Source organism: Streptomyces deserti (assembly GCF_054782695.1).
Map to the genome: position 1 here is coordinate 143,274 of NZ_BAAGRZ010000010.1, position 17,857 is coordinate 161,130.

Sequence of the window (17,857 nt, forward strand, 5' to 3'; positions counted from 1 at the left end):
AGGCTCAGGAGGGGATGCGATGGACGCGGGGAAAGCCGAGTACGTGGCGAGAGAGGTGGAGGCGTACGCCCACTGGTTCGCGGCGCCGGATCCGTCCGCCAATGGCCACTTCCTGGCACTGACGCTCTTCGCCGAGTGCGGAGACGTGGCACGAATCGCGCGCGACACCACGTCGGCGTTCCTGCGCGGCGTCGTTACGGGTGAAGTGGTGTACGACGCGCGGCTGGCTGTCTCGGAGCTGGTTGGGAATGTGGTGAACCATGCGGTTCCGGATCGTGGTCGAGCCCGCCCCAACGGCTGTCGGCGCATCGACGTGACGTTCAAGCTGTATCCGAAGTGGCTCTTCATCGGCGTCAAGGATGAGGACTCGACGCCACCGCTTCTTCCCATGGGCGACTTCGTCTGCCCGGAGTTGATGGGTGAGTTGACTGAGGCAGTGCTACCGGACAGCGGCCGTGGGTTGATGATCACTCAGCGGATGGCGGCGGCGGTGTGGTGGACGCCGGAAGAAGGCGGCGGCAAGACGGTCTGGTGTCGCTTCGACCTGAACGGCTGTGCTGAGGGCAAACCGCACTGATGATCTCCGGGCTGCCGCCCGTGTCGACTCCTTAGCGATCAGGAGTTCGGCGGCGGCCCGGAAACCGGCCGGAGTTTGACCCCTCCGGCCAACGGAGCGCGGTCCCTTCGGGATCACGGAGCTCCCCACTCCAGTAAGGGGCCGCGCTTCACAACCGCATACCGAGACCGGGCCACCCCGTCAGCCCTGGAAAGCGAAGGGTGGCCCGGCAGGGGACGCAGCGGTCCCCGGTGCCTGATGGTACCGGGGCCGCTGCGCTGCGTCGCTTCTGGCCCTTAACTCAAGCAAGTTGACGTGCTGTTATCTGCAACAGGGCTGAGGTGAGCGAGGGTGACTGGAGCGGGTGAGGACTGGCTCGGCGATGGGCTCGACGGCATCGCAGGTGTGGACTCCGGCCTCTGGGTGCCGGGAGTCGATTACGTGGCGGGCTGGCGTGAAGCTCGTGAGGCCGCTGATCGACTGAACCGGGCGCTGCTCGGCGCGGGGTTCGAGCTGTCCGCCGTACGGGCGGTGGCCTCCACGGACGAGAGCGGGCGCGGGGTCGTGCGCCTGGCGGGCTGGCCCGGTGCCATAGACCGGCTTGCCGTGCTCCTGGAGGCGCGCGCCGATGGCGACGGTGGTGCGGCATGAGCCGCCTTATCGCTGGTGAGCGGTACACGTGGGCACGTCGCCGGCCGCAGAGACTTTGGGCAGTAGCTGCCATGGGGCGAGAGAACAGGGGGCCTTACGCTCGCCCGCGAACCGGGCTGGCTGTTGGCCTGCCCGCAATGGCCCGGTCGGCCCCCTGTTCTTCGAGACTCGCCCCATGGGAGCTGCCTAAAGTCTCGGAGGCCGTCGACCCCCAGCCCACCACGCCCCTGCCCACGACGGCCGGGCGACGCCTTGCCTCCTCGGGTGTGCTGCCGTGTGGGGCGCCCGGCGACCGGCCGGGACCGGCGCCCACGCCGCACGCCCGGCCGGGGCGGCCGGGCGGCCCGGCGCGCCGCAGGCGCGCCCTTGAGGAAGTAAAGGCTGTTTCGACCGATCGCCGTTGGTGTTCAGGCGCGGGTGCGTCGTGCGGGCTGTTTGTCGGCGGTGATCCGGAAGGCGAGTTCGGCACGGTCCGCGCCGATGCGGAGCTCTTCGAGGATCAGTGGGCGATCGTCGGTGCCGTGCGTGACGCGGGCGAGGTGCAGGATCGGGGTCGCGTCAGGGAGCTGGAGCGTGGCGCGCTCATCGGGCAGCGGCATGCGGGCGCGGACCTTCTCCGACCACCACAACTTGTGGCCGTCCGTGGTGAGCACCCCGTAGATCGCTGCCGGGCGCTTGCCCGGCTCCTCCGCGAGCAGTGGCACGGCCTCGGCGACTTCGACGGGGATCAGCGTGCGGTGCATCGCGCGGGCGCCGGTGGCCTTGTCGATCAGGAGCCGGTCGCAGCCGAACAAGGCCTCTTCTTCGCCGAGTCCGAGCAGTCGGCCGGTGGCCTTCGTGGTGTGCGTGCGGTACGTGCTGGGTTCTTCGGCTTCGTCCCAGACGTCGCCGTTGGGCATGAGGAACCGGCCGTCGGTGGTGCGGCTGATGCGGCGTTCGAGAGTGAGCGTGGGCTGGCCGTCGGAGCGGACGAAGCTGCCCTTGCCGTGGCGGACGTCGATCAGTCCTTCCGCGCGCAGTGCGGAGATGGCGTTCCGAACGGTGGGCCGGGACACCCCGTAGCGGGTCATGAGCTGCGATTCGGACGGCAACAGGGAGTCGGGGGCGAACTCGCCCGACAGGATTGCCTCGCGGATGGCGGCGGCGACTTGCTGGTAGAGGGCTCCTGGGCGCTGGATCTCCGACATCTCGGCATCTCCTGAGGTCGTAGGCACGTCGCACGCGCGACATCACTCGTCAGCATAAGTACTTGCGCTCTCGCCGTACAGCACTCCAGACTCGTCACTCGTAAGGACAAGTGACGTCAGTATCTCGCTGGTGTCCCGACTGGCCAGGGAGGCCAATCCAATGCAGTCCATTCCTGTGGACACGGCGCGACTCGGCGTACTGCGGTGCGCCAACGCGCCCGAAGTGAAGTTCAGCAACTCCGAGACACAGGAGGTGAAGAAGGACCGGGAGGGCAACCCGGTCTACACCGTGGCCGTCACCGTGCGGCCGGACGGACGGCGTATCTCCGTGATCGAGATCGCCATCAGCGGTGAGCCCAAGGGCATCGAACCGGGCCAGGTCGTCAAGGTCACCGGGCTGACGGCGTTCGTCTGGTCGATGGGCGACCGGCAGGGCGTCAGCTTCCGCGCGGATGCGATCACGCCCGCACACGGACCGGCGGCCCACGGCAAGGGCGGTGACGCCTGATGGGGCCCACCCTGCTCGCCTTCGCCCTGGCCGTGCTCGCGTGGGTGCTCGTCGTCGGCGACCTGGTGCGCCGCCATCGGCCGGCCTGGCACTGGTACCTCGTCGACTACCCGGTCACCGCGTGCCGGGTGGCGTTCACCTGGCGCAAGGTCGCCATGCTCAACGACCTCGCCGTATCCCGGCGCCCGCCGCGCGGGCTGCTCGGTGACCTGATGGTCAAAGGCGAACCGCTGCGGCCGGTGGTCCCGCGGATCTCCTTCCCCCGGGCCACCCGCATGGGCCTGACCGTGACCGTGCGGCTGCACGCGGGCCAGACCCCGGCGACGTACATGAAGGCGGCCGATGCCCTCGTGCACGCCTGGAAGGTCCACGCGGTGCGGGTGACCTCGCCGAAACGCGGGCTCGTCCTGCTGACCGCGATGGGCAGCGATCCGCTTCAGCGGCCCGGCTTGGCCACCGCCCCCACCGAACTGCTGTCCGCGCTCATCGGCGCACTGGAAACCGGCGGGGCCTGGGTGATGAACCTGCGCCTCGTGCCGCACTGGCTCATCGCCGGGGCCACCCGGTCCGGTAAGTCCACCCTGCTGGCCCGGCTGATCACTCAGCTCGCGCCGCAGCCCGTCGCCCTGGTCGGCATCGACTGCAAGGGCGGCATGGAACTCGGGCTGTTCGCCGGGCGGTTGAGCGCACTGGCGACCTGTCGACGCGAAGCAGTCGCCGTGCTTTCCGCGCTCGTGGTCGACATGCAGGACCGGATGAGCGCATGCCGCTCGGCCGGTGTGCGCTCGATCTGGGAGCTCCCGGACAAGCTCCGCCCGGTGCCGGTCGTCGTGATCGTCGACGAGATCGCGGAGCTGTACCTGTCCGACGGCACACGAGAGAGCAAGGCGGAAGCCGAGCAGTGCTCCACCCTGCTGCTGCGCCTGGCTCAACTCGGGGCCGCACTCGGCGTCCACCTCGTGGTGGCAGGCCAACGGGTCGGTTCCGATCTCGGGCCTGGTGTCACCGCGCTGCGAGCTCAGCTCGGCGGCCGGATATGCCACCGGGTCAACGACCCCGGCACAGCCGAGATGACCTTGGGCGACCTGAACAAGGATGCCGTGGCTGTCGCGCAAGCGATCACGGCGGAGGAACGGGGCGTGGCCGTCTGTACCGGCCCGGACGGCGGCTGGAGCCGTGCCCGCTCCCACCTCACCCCCACGGAAGAGGCCGTCTCCACGGCCCGCAAGCACGCAGCCCTCACCCCGGAACTGCCCGCCCTGGACCGTGCCCTTGGGGCACTGGAAGGAGACGAGAAGTGATCAGCGAAGGTACGGCGTTCACGTTCGCGGTGGTCTTCGGGATCATCACCGTCCTCTTGGTCCGCTCCCGCGACGTGCGGACCTGGGAAGCGGTCTGCGTCGGCCTCTTCGGTCTCTACCTCGGTCAGACGCCGGTGCTCTTCACCATCCACGGCCTCGTCACCTGGGTGATCAACGGCTTCTCCCACACCTGAGCAGAAAGGACACACGCCCATGCCGATGCCTCGCGTGAGGTGCCCCCACTGCAAGGGCGACGGGGCCCGTAGGACCTGGACCGGTCGGCGGAGGCGCTGCCGCGTCTGCCGGGGCACCGGAACCATCCGCTGACCGCCTCACAGCCCATCCGACCACGCAACGGAGGTGATCCCCATGCCCCACAACACCCCACCACCCACCCACCGCGCCGCTACGGCGGCCCACCCCGGAAGGTCACCACCATCACCCCGGAGTACACCCCGGCTGACCGGCGCGCCACCCTCGACCACGCGGCGCGCCTGCGTCAGCTCTCCGAAGCAGACCGCGACGCAATCCGCCTCGCCCAAGACCCCAAATTCCCGCGCTGGCTGGAACAAGTCACCGCCACGGGTGGCTGCGCTCACCCGGTCCACTTGTCCGGCTCGACTACCACCCTGGACGCCGCAACCGGCGAGATCCTCCATCACTACGACACCCGCAACGAACCCGGCGAACGCCTCCTCGTCCGCTGCCGCAACCGACGTGCAACCGTCTGCCCGGCCTGCTCCCGCCTTCACGCCGGAGACACCTACCACCTCGTCCGCGCGGGCCTCCTCGGAGGCAAGAACGTCCCCGCCACCGTCCGCCAACGGCCTCGGCTGTTCGTGACCCTGACCGCCCCGTCCTTCGGCCCGGTGCACCGCGCCGGGGAACTGTGCCGCCCCCGCCGCGACCGTGGGGTGTGCGAACACGGCCGCCCCCTTGGCTGCGGCATCGTCCACGCACCGGATGATCCCTCCGTCGGCCAACCCCTCTGCGCCGACTGCTACGACTACACGGGCCACGTGTTGTGGCACGCGCACGCATCCAAGCTGTGGGATCGGTTCGTCATCGACGTCCGGCGACGCCTCGCCTCCTCGGTCGGCCTCGTACAGTCCCGCTTCACCCAGCACGCGCGGCTGTCCTTCGCCCGCGTCGCCGAGTACCAGAAGCGGGCGGCCGTCCACGTGCACGCCATCGTCCGCCTCGACGGCCCCAACGGCCCGGCCGACGAACCCCCGGCCTGGGGCAGCGTCGACCCCTTGGCCGATGCCATACGGGCCTCGGCCCGGCGTGTCCTGATCCGCACCCCGTACAGCCCGGCCGTCGGTGAGCTGGCCCTGCGCTGGGGCAACCAGATCGACGCCCGGCCACTGCATGCGGACGGCGACGGGCCCGACGATGACGCTGTAGCCGCGTACGTCGCGAAGTACGTCACCAAGGGCGCGAGCGAGACAGGCGCCGGCACCGACCACCCGCTCACGACCTGGCACGACATCGAGACAGTCCCCGTGAGTGAACACGTCCGCACGCTCATGCGGGCCTGCTGGCGCCTCGGCGCCCTGCCTGAGTACGAGCCTCTGCGCCTGCGCGCCTGGGCTCACACGCTCGGCTACCGGGGCCACATCCTCACCAAGTCCCGCGCCTACTCCACGACCTACACAGCACTACGCGCCGAACGCGCCAACCACGTGGGCCAGGCCGACATGCCAGACGGCACCCCCAGCACGGTCACCGAACGGCACTGGCGCTACGTCGGCTCCGGCCACACCCCCGGCGGCGCGCTCATCGCGGCCGGAATCGCCGAAGACCTGGCCATCGGCCGAGAAGCCGCCCGTGACGTTGTCTCCTCCGCCTACGGGGGCGCCCTTGGTGCCGGATGAGCTTCGGAAACGAGTCGCCGAATCACGCGCTCGGCAGGGACTTCCCCCGGTCATAGAGGACCTGGCTGTGATCGAGCGCGTGGCGTTGGCCTTCCGCCTCGTCGACCCGGAGGCACCCGAGACAGTCGGCCAAGCCAACGGCGCACGGCAGGAGAAAGCGTCGCCCTACAATCACGTGGGAGATTGGGGGCACGTTGACTTCGAACACAGGCAGCATGTGGATTGATCACGAGTACCTGTACACGTACCGGATCGCCAGCAAGGTGGAATCTGTAGCACGTGGATACTCGGCATAGTTCCACGATCTTGAATCCCTCACCATGGAACATGGGATTTTGGAGTTCATCCCGGCATGGCAGAAGGACACGGCGCTTCATAAGTTCATTAGATACATTGCGGACGGCATCCTAGAGAGCGACAATTCCGGTCGCCGAAAAATTCGCTTCGGCGACCCAATGAACCCTAAGTGGACCTTACCGATCGAGGTAGCCCTGGCGCTCTACGGGATCCAGGAGAGAATCCAGTTCGAGATCCCAGACTTCCCGCAAATCGAGAAGCGCGAGGGGAACATTTTCAGCTACGAGGATCCGCCCGAGCTCTTCGATGCCTGCTACGACTACTTCCTGGAACTGAGGCTCACGCAGGCTTACCAGGACATTCTTCGCAAGATTTCCGACGAAGTCTTCTTCGTCATGTTCACAAATAGGGCCGCCCTCCAGGACCTACACGAATTCCTCTCAATGTACGTTCTCGAATGCGATCAAGAGTACATTGAAGCCGAATACCCGAACCTTAGGAAACTCTTCACGAAGACAGGGCGGCTCCAACGCCGCGATGCACCCGAGTGGGCACGTCGCGCGGTGTACTTCCGCGACCGCGGCATGTGTACGCAATGCAAGCGAGACATCTCAGGCTTACTCAACCCCTTCGCCAAGGAAAATTACGACCACATTATGCCTCTGAGCAAAGGTGGACTAAATGACGTGACTAACCTGCAATTGCTCTGCAGGCCATGCAATCGGGAAAAGTCCGATCGGCTGGAGCCTGTGAGCAATAGCTACGTGCGTTGGTTCTGACCGCACTCGACGGCTTGGCTGCCTCCGGCTCAACCAATGCCCGCCCCAATGCGTCGTCAAGCTACGCAATCCAGTCGAACACGAACCGATCAGCGTCCCAGCGCTTCCGTGGATTCGCCGGACGCACCTCGATCGACCGCACGCAAGCCGTGATGATGGCCCTGCGCTGGGAGTTGTTCATCTTCTTCCAACGGGCCTGCATGTCCTCGAAGGTGCCCACGAATCCGCTGAGCACCGCGATCCGGGAGACCTTCGCGAGCCTCGCCCGGTTGAGGTTCAACCGGTCCTCGATCGGCTTGCGGGCGATCATCCATTCCTTGCGGCTGATCCTCCGCTCCCCCATGTCCTCGGCGAGAGCTTCGAGCTCCTCTTCGTCTGCCCGGATCTCGTCGTATAGCTCCTTCCCCGCGTGATCCTCATCGCGCAACCGCTGCATGAAGGCGGGCGACTCCAGCGCGGCCAACACCATGTCCCGTACGTGCTCGTCGGTCCGCTCGGCGTTGGTGGCCGTACCGGCGCATGCGTCCGTTCCCGGGGTGTTGGGGCATACATACCGAGGAACTCCGCTCCGGGGACGACCGACCATCCCCCATCCGCACGGCGTACCGTCCGGCTTCGGCTTTCCGCAACGCAGAACGCCCGTGAGCAGATAGCTGCGCTTCGTCGTGCCCTCCACATTCCGCCGTCGTGTCGGGTCACTCAGGATCCTCCGAACACGATCCGAGTCCTCGTGGCTAATGATCCCCGGCCAGACGGCATCGGCAACGATCTCCCCGAGCAGCGGACGTGTGCTCTCCCACGAACCACGCGGCGTGTGCTCACGACGTCCGCTGATCCGTGCCGACGCCAGTAAGCGCCGCAATCCGTGGGGCTTCCACGGCTTACCTGCCGGGCTGACGATTCCGCGCTCCTGCCAGTCACGGCAGATGCTCGCCAAACTCTCGTTCGCGAGCACGCGCCGAACACCCTCGCGTATCACCTCGGCCTCGGTCTCGCGAATGGTCACGCGGTCGTCCTCGTAGCCGAAGGGTCGTGCCCCGCCCCCGGAGATCCGCCCCGCGTCGGCGGCCTGGCGGCGCTGCCGCTTCTGCCTCTCCGCCTTGTGCTCCGCCTCGTGGCGGGCGGCGGCTCCCAGCATGCGGGCCACCATGCGGCCGGTCGGCGTCGCAAGGTCGATCTCTCCGCTCACCGTGGCGAGTTCGACGCCTCGACGGTCCGCCAGATCGATAACGTCTTCCAGCTCGCGAGGCGATCGTGTAAGCCTGTCCACGTGCCATACCGCGATCGCGTCGACTTCGCCCCGGTTCACCGCAGCCAGCAGCTCTCGCCACGCTGGTCGGGGCGCTCCCGAGTACGCACTGACGTCGTTGTCCGTGTGGACGGCTACGACGTCCCAACCCAGGCGGGCGCACAGTGCCCGGCAGTCCTCTTCCTGACGCGCGACTCCGAGTCCGGCGCCGCCCCTGTCCTGGCTGATCCGGCAGTAGATCGCTGCTCGCCTGGTGCCCTTGCCCATCGAGTTCGTCATGGGTCACATAGGTACACCCCCGTAGGCACCGGAGTGTCCTGCCCGATCGGCCTGGCGAAGGCCGAGGGCTGACGGCCCGAGTCGCCGCACAGGAGTGCGACTCGGCGAAGCCAGCGTGACCGGGGTACCAATAGGGTGCCCTCGTGACTGCCATGTTGAGTTCCACGAAAACCCGCGCCGCGCTCCGCACATCGGCGCGTGTCTCCGTCGAGTTGCTGCTGGTGTTGGTGATGCTGGCGGTGACTTTGTGGGTTCTGGGCCGGATGTGGTCGGTGGTCTGGCCGCTCGTGGTGGGCCTGCTTCTGACCACACTGACCTGGCCCCCGGCTCGTTTCCTGCGTCGTCGCGGATGGAAACCGGCCCTGGCCGCATCGGTCGTGACCGTGCTGTTCCTCCTGGTCGCCATGGGCGTCGTGGCGCTGATCGCCGTACCGGTGGCGTCCCAGTCCGGCGAGCTGACCGACGGCGTGGTCGAAGGCATCCAAAGGCTGCGCGAGTGGGCCGCCGGGCCGCCGTTGAACATCGGTGAGGCCCAGATCAACCAGGCCTTCGACAGCGCGGTCGCCCGCGCTCAGGAGGGCCTCGGCAGCATGGTCTCCGCCGTCGTCACGGGAGTGGGCACCGTGGTCAACGGCGTGGTCACGGCCGTCCTGGGACTCTTCCTGATGTTCTTCTTCCTCAAGGACGGCCCGCGGTTCCTGCCGTGGCTCGCCCGTCAGCTGCCCGGTCGGCTCGCCACCGACGTCCCGACCGTGGCCGCGCGCGGCTGGGACACCCTGGGCTCGTTCGTGCGTTCCCAGGCGGCCGTCGGCCTGCTCGACGCCGTCCTGATCGGTCTCGGCCTGTGGATTCTGGGAGTACCGCTGGTGCTCCCGCTGGCGGTGCTGACGTTCGTCTCCGCGTTCGTACCGATCGTCGGCGCCCTGTTCGCCGGTTTCGTCGCGGTTCTCATCGCGCTGGTCTACAACGGCCTGACGGACGCGCTGATCGTGCTGGCCATCATCGTCGTGGTGCAGCAGCTGGAGGGCAACGTGTTCCAGCCCGTGATCCAGAGTCGTGGGCTCGGCCTCCATGCGGCCGTGATCCTGCTGGCGGTGACGTTGGGCGCCAGTCTGGCCGGCATCGTGGGCAGTCTGCTCGCCGTACCGGTCGCCGCACTGATCGCGGTGGTCTGGAACTATGTGCGCGACCAGCTCAGCGAGCCGTCACCGGAACCGGGGACCGGCGAGTCGGACACCGGCACCGCCGTCCAGGGCTGAGCCGCCGGCCCGAAGGCGTGCGTCAGCCGCCGCTGCCGTACGGCCGGGTCAGGATCTCCAGGCGGTGGCCGTTGGGGTCGTCGAAGTACGCGCCGCGGCCGCCGTCGTTGTGGTTGATCTCGCCGGGGCGGGTGTGGAACGGGTCCGCCCAATAGGTCAGGCCCGCCTGCCGTATGCGGGCGAAAATCTGGTCGAACTCGTCCTCCGAGACCAGGAACGCGTAGTGCTGCGGCGTGATGTGGCCCGGCGTGTCCAGGTAGTCGAGGGTCACGCCGTTGGGGATCTCGACCGGCACGAACGGCCCGTAGGGCGGGCTCACTTCGAGGCCCAGGAGGCCGGCGAGGAACCGGGCCGAGGCGTGCTTGTCGTGGGCGGCGACGATGGTGTGGTTCAGCTGCACGGTCATGGTGACCTCCCCTCGTGACCACCCTACTCCGCCCAGCGGTAAGGCAAGCCTTGCCTTACATGACAGGACGCCCGTGGGCCCCGGAGCGGCGCTGCCGGGGCCCACGAAGAACAGCGAGACAGATCAGGAGTCGAACCAGGAGACGAACCAGGAGCCACGGGTCAGATCGTCGCGGTGTCGATCACGAACCGGTACCGCACATCACTCGCGAGCACCCGCTCGTACGCCTCGTTGATCTGGTCGGCCCGGATCATCTCGATCTCGGCGCCGAAGCCGTGCTCGGCGCAGAAGTCCAGCATCTCCTGGGTCTCCGCGATGCCGCCGATCATGGAACCGGCGAGGGTCTTGCCGCCCCCGATCACCGAGAAGAGGTTGAGGGAGATCGGCTCCTCCGGGGCGCCCACGTTCACGAGCGCGCCCTCCGTCTTCAGCAGCGAGAGGTAGGCGTTGAAGTCCAGCGGGGCCGACACCGTCGACACGATCAGGTCGAAGGTGCCCTGCAGCTCCTGGAAGGTCTTCGGGTCGCTCGTGGCGTAGTAGTGGTCGGCGCCCAGCTTCAGGCCGTCGTCCTTCTTGCGCAGGGACTGCGACAGCACGGTCACCTCGGCGCCGAGCGCGTGCGCGATCTTGACGCCCATGTGGCCGAGGCCGCCCATGCCGAGGATCGCGACCTTCTTGCCGGGGCCGGCGCCCCAGCGCTTGAGCGGCGAGTACAGCGTGATGCCGGCGCACAGCAGCGGGGCGGCCACGTCGAGGGACAGCCCGTCGGGGATGCGGACGACGTAGTTCTCGTCGACGACGATCTTCTGCGAGTAGCCGCCGTAGGTGGGCTCGCCGTTCTTGTCGAGGGCGTTGTACGTGCCGACCATGCCGCGGGTGCAGTACTGCTCCAGGCCGGCCTTGCAGTTCTCGCACTCGCGGCAGGAGTCGACCATGCAGCCGACGCCCACGCGGTCGCCGACCCTGAACCTGGTCACACCCGGGCCGACCTCGGAGACGACACCGGTGATCTCGTGACCGGGGACCATCGGAAAGATGGCCTCGCCCCAGCCCTCGCGGGCCTGGTGGATGTCGGAGTGGCAGATGCCCGCGAACTTGATGTCGATCAGGACGTCGAACTCGCCGACCTCGCGCCGCTCGATGGTGGTGCGCTCCAGCGGAGCCTTGGCGGCGGGGGCGGCGTACGCAGCAACAGTGGTCATGCCGGGGGTTCTCCTCAGGGTTCCGCGCCCGGCTGCCTTCTGACCGGGCACGGCGTCCAGCCTGCCGGACCGGCGAGCGTTCACCCAGGCCACGGCTTTGCGTACGTCTGCTGTTCCTACTACTGGCGGGGTCAGGTTCGCGTGCGTACGACGGTGAATACTGGACGCATGGACGAACAGCCCGAATCCGTGCAGGAGGCCGCCCCGGACGCCGGGGGCCTCGACCGGCGTGCCGAGCTCAGCGAGTTCCTGCGCACCCGGCGTGCCCGGCTGAAGCCGGAGGACGTGGGGCTGCCGGACTTCGGGCGGCACCGCCGGGTGCCGGGTCTGCGCCGCGAGGAGCTGGCGCAGCTCGCCGGGGTGTCCGTGGCGTACTACACGCGGCTGGAGCAGGGCAACGGACGCAACGTGTCGGCGGAGGTGCTCGACTCCATCGCCCGCGCCCTGCGGCTGACCGACGCCGAGCACGCGCATCTCATGCACCTGGCCAAGCCCAAGCAGCACAAGAAGAAGCCGGTGGCGCGCACCCAGCAGGTGCGGGTGGCGCTGCGGCACCTGTTGGACTCGATCGACAGCGTTCCGGCGTACATCGTCGGGCGCCGCTCCGACATCCTGGCCTGGAACCGGATGGCCGCGGCCGTCTTCGGGGACTGGGCGGAGCTGTCGGCGCAGGAGCGGAACTGGGCGCGGCTGGTGTTCCTGAGGCCGGAGTACCGCGAGCTGTACGTCGACTGGGACCAGAAGGCGTCCGACCTGGTCAGCTACCTGCGCATGGACGCGGGCTGCCATCCGGACGACCCGCAGCTTGCCGCCCTGGTGGGCGAACTCTCCGTCAAGAGCGAGGAGTTCAGGCGGCTGTGGGCCACGCACGACGTCAAGGAGAAGAGCTTCGGCGTCAAGCGCATGCGGCACCCGCTGGTCGGTGATCTCACTCTGTCCTTCGAGACGTTCCGGCTGGTCGACGACGCCGAGCAGTCCCTGATCACGTACCACGCCGAACCGGGCTCGGCCGCGGCCGAGGCGCTGCGGTTGCTGGCGAGCTGGGGAACGGACGCGACGCGTTCGGGCACGGGGGCTTCGACGCCGTCGGCCTGATCGTCGCGAGCAGCGGTACGGAAACACGAACGGCCCGCCGGACACTGCTCTTCCGGCGGGCCGTCCGCTAACGGCTCAATGGATCACTTGCCGTAGTACGCGTTGTAGATCGAGATCGTCGACTTGTTGCCCTTCTTGTCGGCGATCTTGGCGTGGAAGGAGATGGCCTTCCCCTTCGCCGGGTTCTTGACGGAGATCTTGCCGTCCTTGACGGTGACCTTCTTCCAGGTCTGGCCGTAGTCGTACGACACGTACACCGACAGCGACTTGAGGTTGCTGCCCTTGGCCGCACCCTGGACCTCGACCGGAACGCTGACCTTCTTGTCGGCCGGGACCTTGCTGTCCAGGCCGGTCTTGGCGTTGAAGCGGACCGTGGAGGCGGGCAGCTTCGTCGGGTCGGCGGTCTTCTTGGAGCGGAACGTCCAGCTCGCGTCGATGCGGGTGGAGGCCGCCGCGACCTTGACGCTGCGCTTGACCGACGTCGTCAGCTTGTACTCGGCGTCGCCGGCCGGGACCTTGAACTCCTTCTCGCCGAACAGCGGGTCGTTGTGGGAGCCGACCTTGGTGCCGTTGCGGTAGAGGGTCGTGTTCACCGAGGAGAACAGCGAGGAGCCCGCGTGCTTGTGGCCGTCGGCGAACAGCGGGATGAGGCCCGAGATGCTGTTGCCGTCGCGGTAGAGACCGAAGCCGGCGTTCAGATGCGGCTGGAAGACGGCGGTGTTGAACGTCTTCGAGTAGCTCTTGCCGGCCTTGAAGCTCTGCTGCGCACCGAGCGTGTAGAACGCCTCGACGATCGGCCAGCCCTCCGCGTCGACTCCGCCGTACTGCTCGAAGTCCATCTCCCACCGCACGCCGCCCGCGGTGGACAGGTGCAGCGTCCGGGTGCTGGGCAGGGCCTGCATGAAGCCGATCGAGGAGGCTCCGCTGCTCCCGGGCAGCCAGCCGATCGCGGAGACCGCGCCCTTCTTGCCGCTCGCGGCGGCACCCAGGCCGGCCTTCACCGTGGCCAGCTCGCTGGCCTTGTAGTGGCGGGTGTAGCCGGTGGCGAGCTGCTTGACCTTGCTGCCGACCGTGGTGCTGTACTGCTCCTTGTCACCCTTGACCCAGTGGCCGTCCCACTGCTGGTACAGCGAGCCGTCGGTGACCTGCGGACCGAGGTGGGCGGAGCGGAAGTTGTCGTACGAGTCCAGCCACCAGCCGAAGCCGTAGGTGGCGTTGCCCGCCTGCACCGTGAAGTCCGCCGAGGCGAACTCCGACTTGGCGGCGGCATCCGGGACGGTGATGTTCACCGGCTTGGCCTTGCGGGCGTCCAGCGTGATCGTCGTGTTCTTGGTGACGCTCAGCTTGGGCTGGGCGAGCCAGTCGGCGCCCTCGTACTTCTCCGGGTCGTCGCCCACGTAGACGCCCGAGTTCAGGACGTAGCCGCCCTTGGGCACGCGGGCCGTGACCGTGCCGTCGGCGTCGTACGGCGAGAACCACTTCTCCTTGCCCAGGCCGGACACGCCGGTCAGGCTGAGGTCGTAGTTCTTGGCCGGGTTGCCCGCCCGGTCGAGGACCTTCAGCGTGACGTCGTACGACTCCACCTCACGCTGCACCGCGGCCGCCGTGCGGACGGTCTGGCCGCCGCCCGTCGCCGTGACGTACGCCGAGTAGGCGCCGTCCACGGTGCCGCCCAGCTTGGTGTTGACGGTGAAGTCGACCGAGGCCTTGCCGCCGGCCGGGACCGTGACGGTGGTGGCGCCGAGCTTGAAGAAGCCGGCCGGGGCCGCCTGGCCCTTGGGGTTGGTGGCGGTCGACGTCAGCTTCAGCGTGACGTCCTTCGTGCCCAGGTTGCGGTACGTCAGCTGCTTGGTGACCGGCTTGTCGTCGGTGTGCGGCCACTGCTGGACACCGAAGCTCACCGACACCGGGTCGGCGATGACGGTCTGCTTGACGGCCTTGTCGACCTGGATACGGCCCGAACCCTGCTGGAACGGCGTGTACTTGCCGCCCTTCGTGGAGCCGGTGAGGGCGCCCTTGATCTCGGTGTACTTCCAGTCCGGGTGCTGCTGCTTCAGAATCGCCGCGGCGCCCGCGACATGCGGGGTCGCCATCGACGTACCGGAGATCGACATGTAGCCGGCCGGCTTCTCGCCGACCTCCTGGGCGATGTCGTTGCCCTTGGCGGAGGCGGCGGTGATGTCCACGCCGGGCGCGGTGACGTCCGGCTTGAGGGCGCCGTCCATGCCCGGGCCGATGCTGGAGAACTCGGCCAGCTTGTCCTTGTCGTCGACAGCGCCGACGGTCAGGGCGGCTTCCGCGCTGCCCGGGGAGCCGATGGTCTGCTCGCCGAGGAAGCCCTCGTTGCCGGCGGCGATGGCGAACAGGACGCCCTTCTCCTCGGAGAGCTTGTTCACCGCCGCTTCCAGCGGGTCGATCTCGGGCGTGTCCGCGCCGCCGAGGCTCATGTTGATGACGTCGGCGCCCTGCGCGGCGGCCCACTCCATGCCGGCGAGGATCTCGGAGTCGTTGCCGAAGCCCTCGTCGCTGAGCACCTTGCCGTTGAGGACCTTCGCGCCCGGCGCGACGCCCTTGTACTTGCCGCCGGACCCCGCGGGAGATCCAGCGCCCGTACCGGCCGCGATGGAGGCGACGTGCGTGCCGTGGCCGACCTTGTCGTTGGTGCCGGGCGACGGGGAGAAGTTCTTCTCCGCGATGACCTGGCCCTTGAGGTCGGGGTGCGTGGCGTCGACGCCGGTGTCCAGGACGGCGATCTTGACGCCCTTGCCGTCGTAGCCGGCCGCCCACGCCTTGGGGGCGCCGATCTGCGGAACGGACTTGTCGAGGCTGGCCTTGCGGACGCCGTCGAGCCAGACGTGCGCGATGCCGGAGGCGGTCTTGTCGCCGTCGGTGACCGCGTCCCACAGCTCGGGCGCGTCCTCCTGCGGTGTCTGGACGGCGTCGGCGTTCAGGGACTTCAGGGTCTGGCGGAGCTTGCCCGCGTCGCGGACCTCGGCCTTCGCGTTCGCCGCGGTGCCCTTGTAGCCGACGATGACCTTCAGGCCCTGCTTCTGGGACTTGCGGGTGGTGGCCTTGTTGAGTTCGGTGACGTCGAACAGCCGCTGGTCGAGCTTGCCGGTCGCGATCAGCCGGGCGACGTCCGCCGGTATCACCAGGGTGTGGCCGTCGACCTTGCGGATCTGGACGGGTATGTCGTCGCGGCCCTTCGCCCGCTCCAGACCGACGACGCGGCCCTTGGCGTCGACGGCTACGCGGTCACCGGTGATCAGGGTGATGCGGTGCTTGGCCGCGAGCGACGACGCCTTGGAGACGCCGGCCGGCTGCTCCCCCTTGGCCGACGCGGGGCTCGTCATGCCCGCCGCGAGAGCCACGGCTGCCGCCGTGGCGACCGTGGCCGCGCATGCTCTCTTCACTTGTCTGCGCAAATTTCCCCCTAGCAGAAGAACCGGGCGAATTCCCTGTTCACCCGGCCGGGGGCGGTCTCGTACACATGCGCGTACACCCCCCGGAATACGCAGTATGCCGGGAGGTGATCAGGCCGCTCAATAGATGAGAGGAAGCTGAGAAAGCCGTCGGCGAACTGTCGACGTCCTGTTACGGGACTGCCGGAATCCCGTTACAGGTTCGACGGTTGAGCCCTGATGTTCCCCGTGACCGTGGTCCGGCCCGTCCGGAGCGTCGCCGACTGCGGCCAGGACACAGATGTCGCCGCCCGCTCCCGAAGGATGGGCGGCGACAACAGCGAAGGTGTCGAGGGACCGTCAGAGGGCGGAGCCCGCCTTCCAGTCGGCCCAGCTCATGTTCCAGCCGTTGAGGCCGTTGTCCGGTGCGACGGTCTTGTCGCCGGTGTTCTGGACGACGACCACGTCCCCGATCAGCGTGTGGTTGTAGAACCACGCGGCCGGCGTGCTCGGGTCGTTGGCGCCCTTCTTGTCCTGGAGGCCGACGCAGCCGTGGCTGGTGTTGACGTTGCCGAAGACCGAGGGGGCACCCCAGTAGTTGCCGTGGATGAAGGTGCCGGAGGTGGTCAGGCGCATGGCGTGCGGCACGTCCTTGATGTCGTACTCGCCCTTGCCGTCGTCGTCGGTGAAGCCGACGGTCGCGCCGTTCATCCGGGTCTCCTTGAACTTCTCGGAGATCACCATCTGGCCCTCGTACGTCTTGTTCTCGGGCGCGCCGGCGGAGATCGGGATGGTGCGGACGGTCTTGCCGTCCTGCGTGACCTTCATCTGCTTGGTCTTCGCGTCGACGTAGGAGACCTGGTTGCGGCCGATCTTGAAGGTGACCGTCTTCTGCTGGACGCCGTAGACACCGGAGGCGCCCTCGACGCCGTCGAGCGCCAGCTTCAGCGTGACGGTGGAGCCTTCCTTCCAGTACTCCTCGGGCCGGCAGTCCATGCGGTTGGCGTTGAACCAGTGGCAGGCGACCTCCTGGCCACCGGTGGTGGAGACCGTGATGCCCTTCTGGACGGCGGCCTTGTTGGTGATCGCCTTGTCGAAGTTGATCGACACCGGCATGCCCACGCCCACCGTGGTGCCGTCGTCCGGGGTGAACGTGCCGATGAAGCTGTTGGCCGGGGAGACCGTGGTGAACGAGGCGTTCTCGTGGGCGGCGCGGCCCTCGGAGTCCTTGGCCGTCGCCGTCAGCTTGTAGGTGGTGGCGCGCTCCAGCTGGACGCTGGGCTTCCAGCTCTTCTTGTCGGCGGATATCTCACCGGCGACGGCGGTGCCGTCGGACGTCGTCATCTTCACCTCCGTGAGCGTGCCCTTGGTCACGGTCACGGCGGCGGAGTTGTTGATGGAGGCGTTGGTCGAGCCGTCCTTCGGCGTGATCTCGATCTGGGCCTCGGAGGTCTTCTCGGCTGCCGCCTCGTCGACCTTGGCCTGCGAGGTGCCGTTGCCGCCGCCGTCCCCGTTGGCGTTGTCGTCGCCGCCGGAACAGGCCGAGAGCACCAGCACTCCGCCGAGCAGTGCGGACGCGACCGTCAGGCCCCTGCGCCGCTTACTGTCCGTCATCACACGCTTCTCCATCGTTGCCGAATTCCCCTGAACCCCGAGAGTCCCCCGTCACGACCCGAGAGTCCTCGCCGGAACTTTCAACGCTACGACCGGTTCATCCCGTTCCACATCGTCTCGTTGTGTGGGGATCACCACGTCCACCTGGGGCGGACGGGGCGGCGTCGGTCACTGCGCCGCTTGAGACGACGAAACC

At 68.0% G+C, this 17,857-nt stretch carries 15 protein-coding genes; 9 read left to right on the forward strand and 6 right to left on the reverse strand.

What is annotated here, in order from left to right:
• Positions 1–19 precede the first annotated feature (19 nt).
• The gene (locus ACYVMZ_RS19275; protein WP_461081201.1) at positions 20–577 is read left to right on the forward strand and encodes an ATP-binding protein; all 558 of its coding nucleotides are present in this window, start codon (positions 20–22) and stop codon (positions 575–577) included.
• 330 nt (positions 578–907) lie between these two features.
• Positions 908–1,207 carry a hypothetical protein gene (locus tag ACYVMZ_RS19280; protein ID WP_461081203.1) on the forward strand — a complete coding sequence of 100 codons (300 nt, stop codon included), beginning with the start codon at positions 908–910 and terminating at the stop codon, positions 1,205–1,207.
• Positions 1,208–1,614: 407 nt separating this feature from the next.
• Here ACYVMZ_RS19280 and ACYVMZ_RS19285 read toward each other — a convergent pair whose 3' ends face one another.
• Positions 1,615–2,394, reverse strand: coding sequence for a GntR family transcriptional regulator (locus tag ACYVMZ_RS19285; protein ID WP_461081205.1), 780 nt, complete (start codon positions 2,392–2,394; stop codon positions 1,615–1,617).
• 160 nt (positions 2,395–2,554) lie between these two features.
• On the opposite strand from ACYVMZ_RS19285, the gene ACYVMZ_RS19290 reads away from it, so the two are divergent.
• The 5 genes from ACYVMZ_RS19290 (at position 2,555) to ACYVMZ_RS19310 (ending at position 7,156) form a co-directional block, all read left to right on the forward strand.
• Positions 2,555–2,902, forward strand: a complete 348-nt coding sequence (locus tag ACYVMZ_RS19290) for an SCO3933 family regulatory protein (protein WP_461081207.1) — start codon at positions 2,555–2,557, stop codon at positions 2,900–2,902.
• The gene (locus ACYVMZ_RS19295; protein ID WP_461081209.1) at positions 2,902–4,203 is read left to right on the forward strand and encodes an FtsK/SpoIIIE domain-containing protein; all 1,302 of its coding nucleotides are present in this window, start codon (positions 2,902–2,904) and stop codon (positions 4,201–4,203) included. The genes ACYVMZ_RS19290 and ACYVMZ_RS19295 overlap by 1 nt, the downstream gene beginning before the upstream one ends.
• Positions 4,200–4,397 (forward strand): hypothetical protein, encoded by a 198-nt coding sequence (locus ACYVMZ_RS19300; protein ID WP_461081211.1) that lies wholly within the window; start codon positions 4,200–4,202, stop codon positions 4,395–4,397. Before ACYVMZ_RS19295 ends, ACYVMZ_RS19300 begins: the two co-directional genes overlap by 4 nt.
• Before the next feature lie 300 nt (positions 4,398–4,697).
• The gene (locus ACYVMZ_RS19305) at positions 4,698–6,080 is read left to right on the forward strand and encodes a replication initiator (protein ID WP_461081362.1); all 1,383 of its coding nucleotides are present in this window, start codon (positions 4,698–4,700) and stop codon (positions 6,078–6,080) included.
• Positions 6,081–6,400: 320 nt separating this feature from the next.
• Positions 6,401–7,156, forward strand: coding sequence for an HNH endonuclease (locus ACYVMZ_RS19310; RefSeq protein WP_461081213.1), 756 nt, complete (start codon positions 6,401–6,403; stop codon positions 7,154–7,156).
• Between the two features lie 61 nt (positions 7,157–7,217).
• On the opposite strand, the gene ACYVMZ_RS19315 is transcribed toward ACYVMZ_RS19310, so the two are convergent.
• Positions 7,218–8,684: a recombinase family protein gene (locus tag ACYVMZ_RS19315; RefSeq protein WP_461081215.1), complete on the reverse strand. Its 1,467-nt coding sequence runs from the start codon at positions 8,682–8,684 to the stop codon at positions 7,218–7,220.
• Between the two features lie 152 nt (positions 8,685–8,836).
• Between ACYVMZ_RS19315 and ACYVMZ_RS19320 the strand changes: the two genes are divergently transcribed.
• Complete coding sequence (locus ACYVMZ_RS19320; protein ID WP_461081364.1) at positions 8,837–9,943, forward strand: AI-2E family transporter; 1,107 nt, start codon at positions 8,837–8,839, stop codon at positions 9,941–9,943.
• Between the two features lie 22 nt (positions 9,944–9,965).
• Here the strand turns inward: ACYVMZ_RS19320 and ACYVMZ_RS19325 are convergent, their stop codons facing one another.
• Both ACYVMZ_RS19325 and ACYVMZ_RS19330 read right to left on the reverse strand, forming a co-directional pair.
• Positions 9,966–10,349: a VOC family protein gene (locus tag ACYVMZ_RS19325; RefSeq protein ID WP_461081217.1), complete on the reverse strand. Its 384-nt coding sequence runs from the start codon at positions 10,347–10,349 to the stop codon at positions 9,966–9,968.
• Between the two features lie 161 nt (positions 10,350–10,510).
• The gene (locus tag ACYVMZ_RS19330) at positions 10,511–11,551 is read right to left on the reverse strand and encodes an NAD(P)-dependent alcohol dehydrogenase (RefSeq protein ID WP_461081219.1); all 1,041 of its coding nucleotides are present in this window, start codon (positions 11,549–11,551) and stop codon (positions 10,511–10,513) included.
• Between the two features lie 168 nt (positions 11,552–11,719).
• On the opposite strand from ACYVMZ_RS19330, the gene ACYVMZ_RS19335 reads away from it, so the two are divergent.
• Complete coding sequence (locus ACYVMZ_RS19335; protein ID WP_461081221.1) at positions 11,720–12,646, forward strand: helix-turn-helix domain-containing protein; 927 nt, start codon at positions 11,720–11,722, stop codon at positions 12,644–12,646.
• A gap of 83 nt (positions 12,647–12,729) precedes the next feature.
• On the opposite strand, the gene ACYVMZ_RS19340 is transcribed toward ACYVMZ_RS19335, so the two are convergent.
• Together ACYVMZ_RS19340 and ACYVMZ_RS19345 are read right to left on the reverse strand one after the other, a co-directional pair.
• A complete protein-coding gene (locus ACYVMZ_RS19340; protein ID WP_461081223.1) occupies positions 12,730–16,059 on the reverse strand; it encodes a S8 family peptidase in 3,330 nt (1,109 codons plus the stop codon).
• Between the two features lie 348 nt (positions 16,060–16,407).
• Positions 16,408–17,661 (reverse strand): L,D-transpeptidase, encoded by a 1,254-nt coding sequence (locus ACYVMZ_RS19345; RefSeq protein ID WP_461081225.1) that lies wholly within the window; start codon positions 17,659–17,661, stop codon positions 16,408–16,410.
• Positions 17,662–17,857 lie beyond the last annotated feature (196 nt).

Coding starts and splice junctions, on each gene's coding strand:
- ACYVMZ_RS19315 (WP_461081215.1), bottom strand. CDS start 8,684: ATGACGAACTCGATGGGCAAGGGCACCAGGCGAGCAGCGATCTACTGC.
- ACYVMZ_RS19325 (WP_461081217.1), bottom strand. CDS start 10,349: ATGACCGTGCAGCTGAACCACACCATCGTCGCCGCCCACGACAAGCAC.
- ACYVMZ_RS19320 (WP_461081364.1), top strand. CDS start 8,837: ATGTTGAGTTCCACGAAAACCCGCGCCGCGCTCCGCACATCGGCGCGT.
- ACYVMZ_RS19285 (WP_461081205.1), bottom strand. CDS start 2,394: ATGTCGGAGATCCAGCGCCCAGGAGCCCTCTACCAGCAAGTCGCCGCC.
- ACYVMZ_RS19330 (WP_461081219.1), bottom strand. CDS start 11,551: ATGACCACTGTTGCTGCGTACGCCGCCCCCGCCGCCAAGGCTCCGCTG.
- ACYVMZ_RS19345 (WP_461081225.1), bottom strand. CDS start 17,661: ATGACGGACAGTAAGCGGCGCAGGGGCCTGACGGTCGCGTCCGCACTG.
- ACYVMZ_RS19275 (WP_461081201.1), top strand. CDS start 20: ATGGACGCGGGGAAAGCCGAGTACGTGGCGAGAGAGGTGGAGGCGTAC.
- ACYVMZ_RS19310 (WP_461081213.1), top strand. CDS start 6,401: ATGGAACATGGGATTTTGGAGTTCATCCCGGCATGGCAGAAGGACACG.
- ACYVMZ_RS19295 (WP_461081209.1), top strand. CDS start 2,902: ATGGGGCCCACCCTGCTCGCCTTCGCCCTGGCCGTGCTCGCGTGGGTG.
- ACYVMZ_RS19290 (WP_461081207.1), top strand. CDS start 2,555: ATGCAGTCCATTCCTGTGGACACGGCGCGACTCGGCGTACTGCGGTGC.
- ACYVMZ_RS19335 (WP_461081221.1), top strand. CDS start 11,720: ATGGACGAACAGCCCGAATCCGTGCAGGAGGCCGCCCCGGACGCCGGG.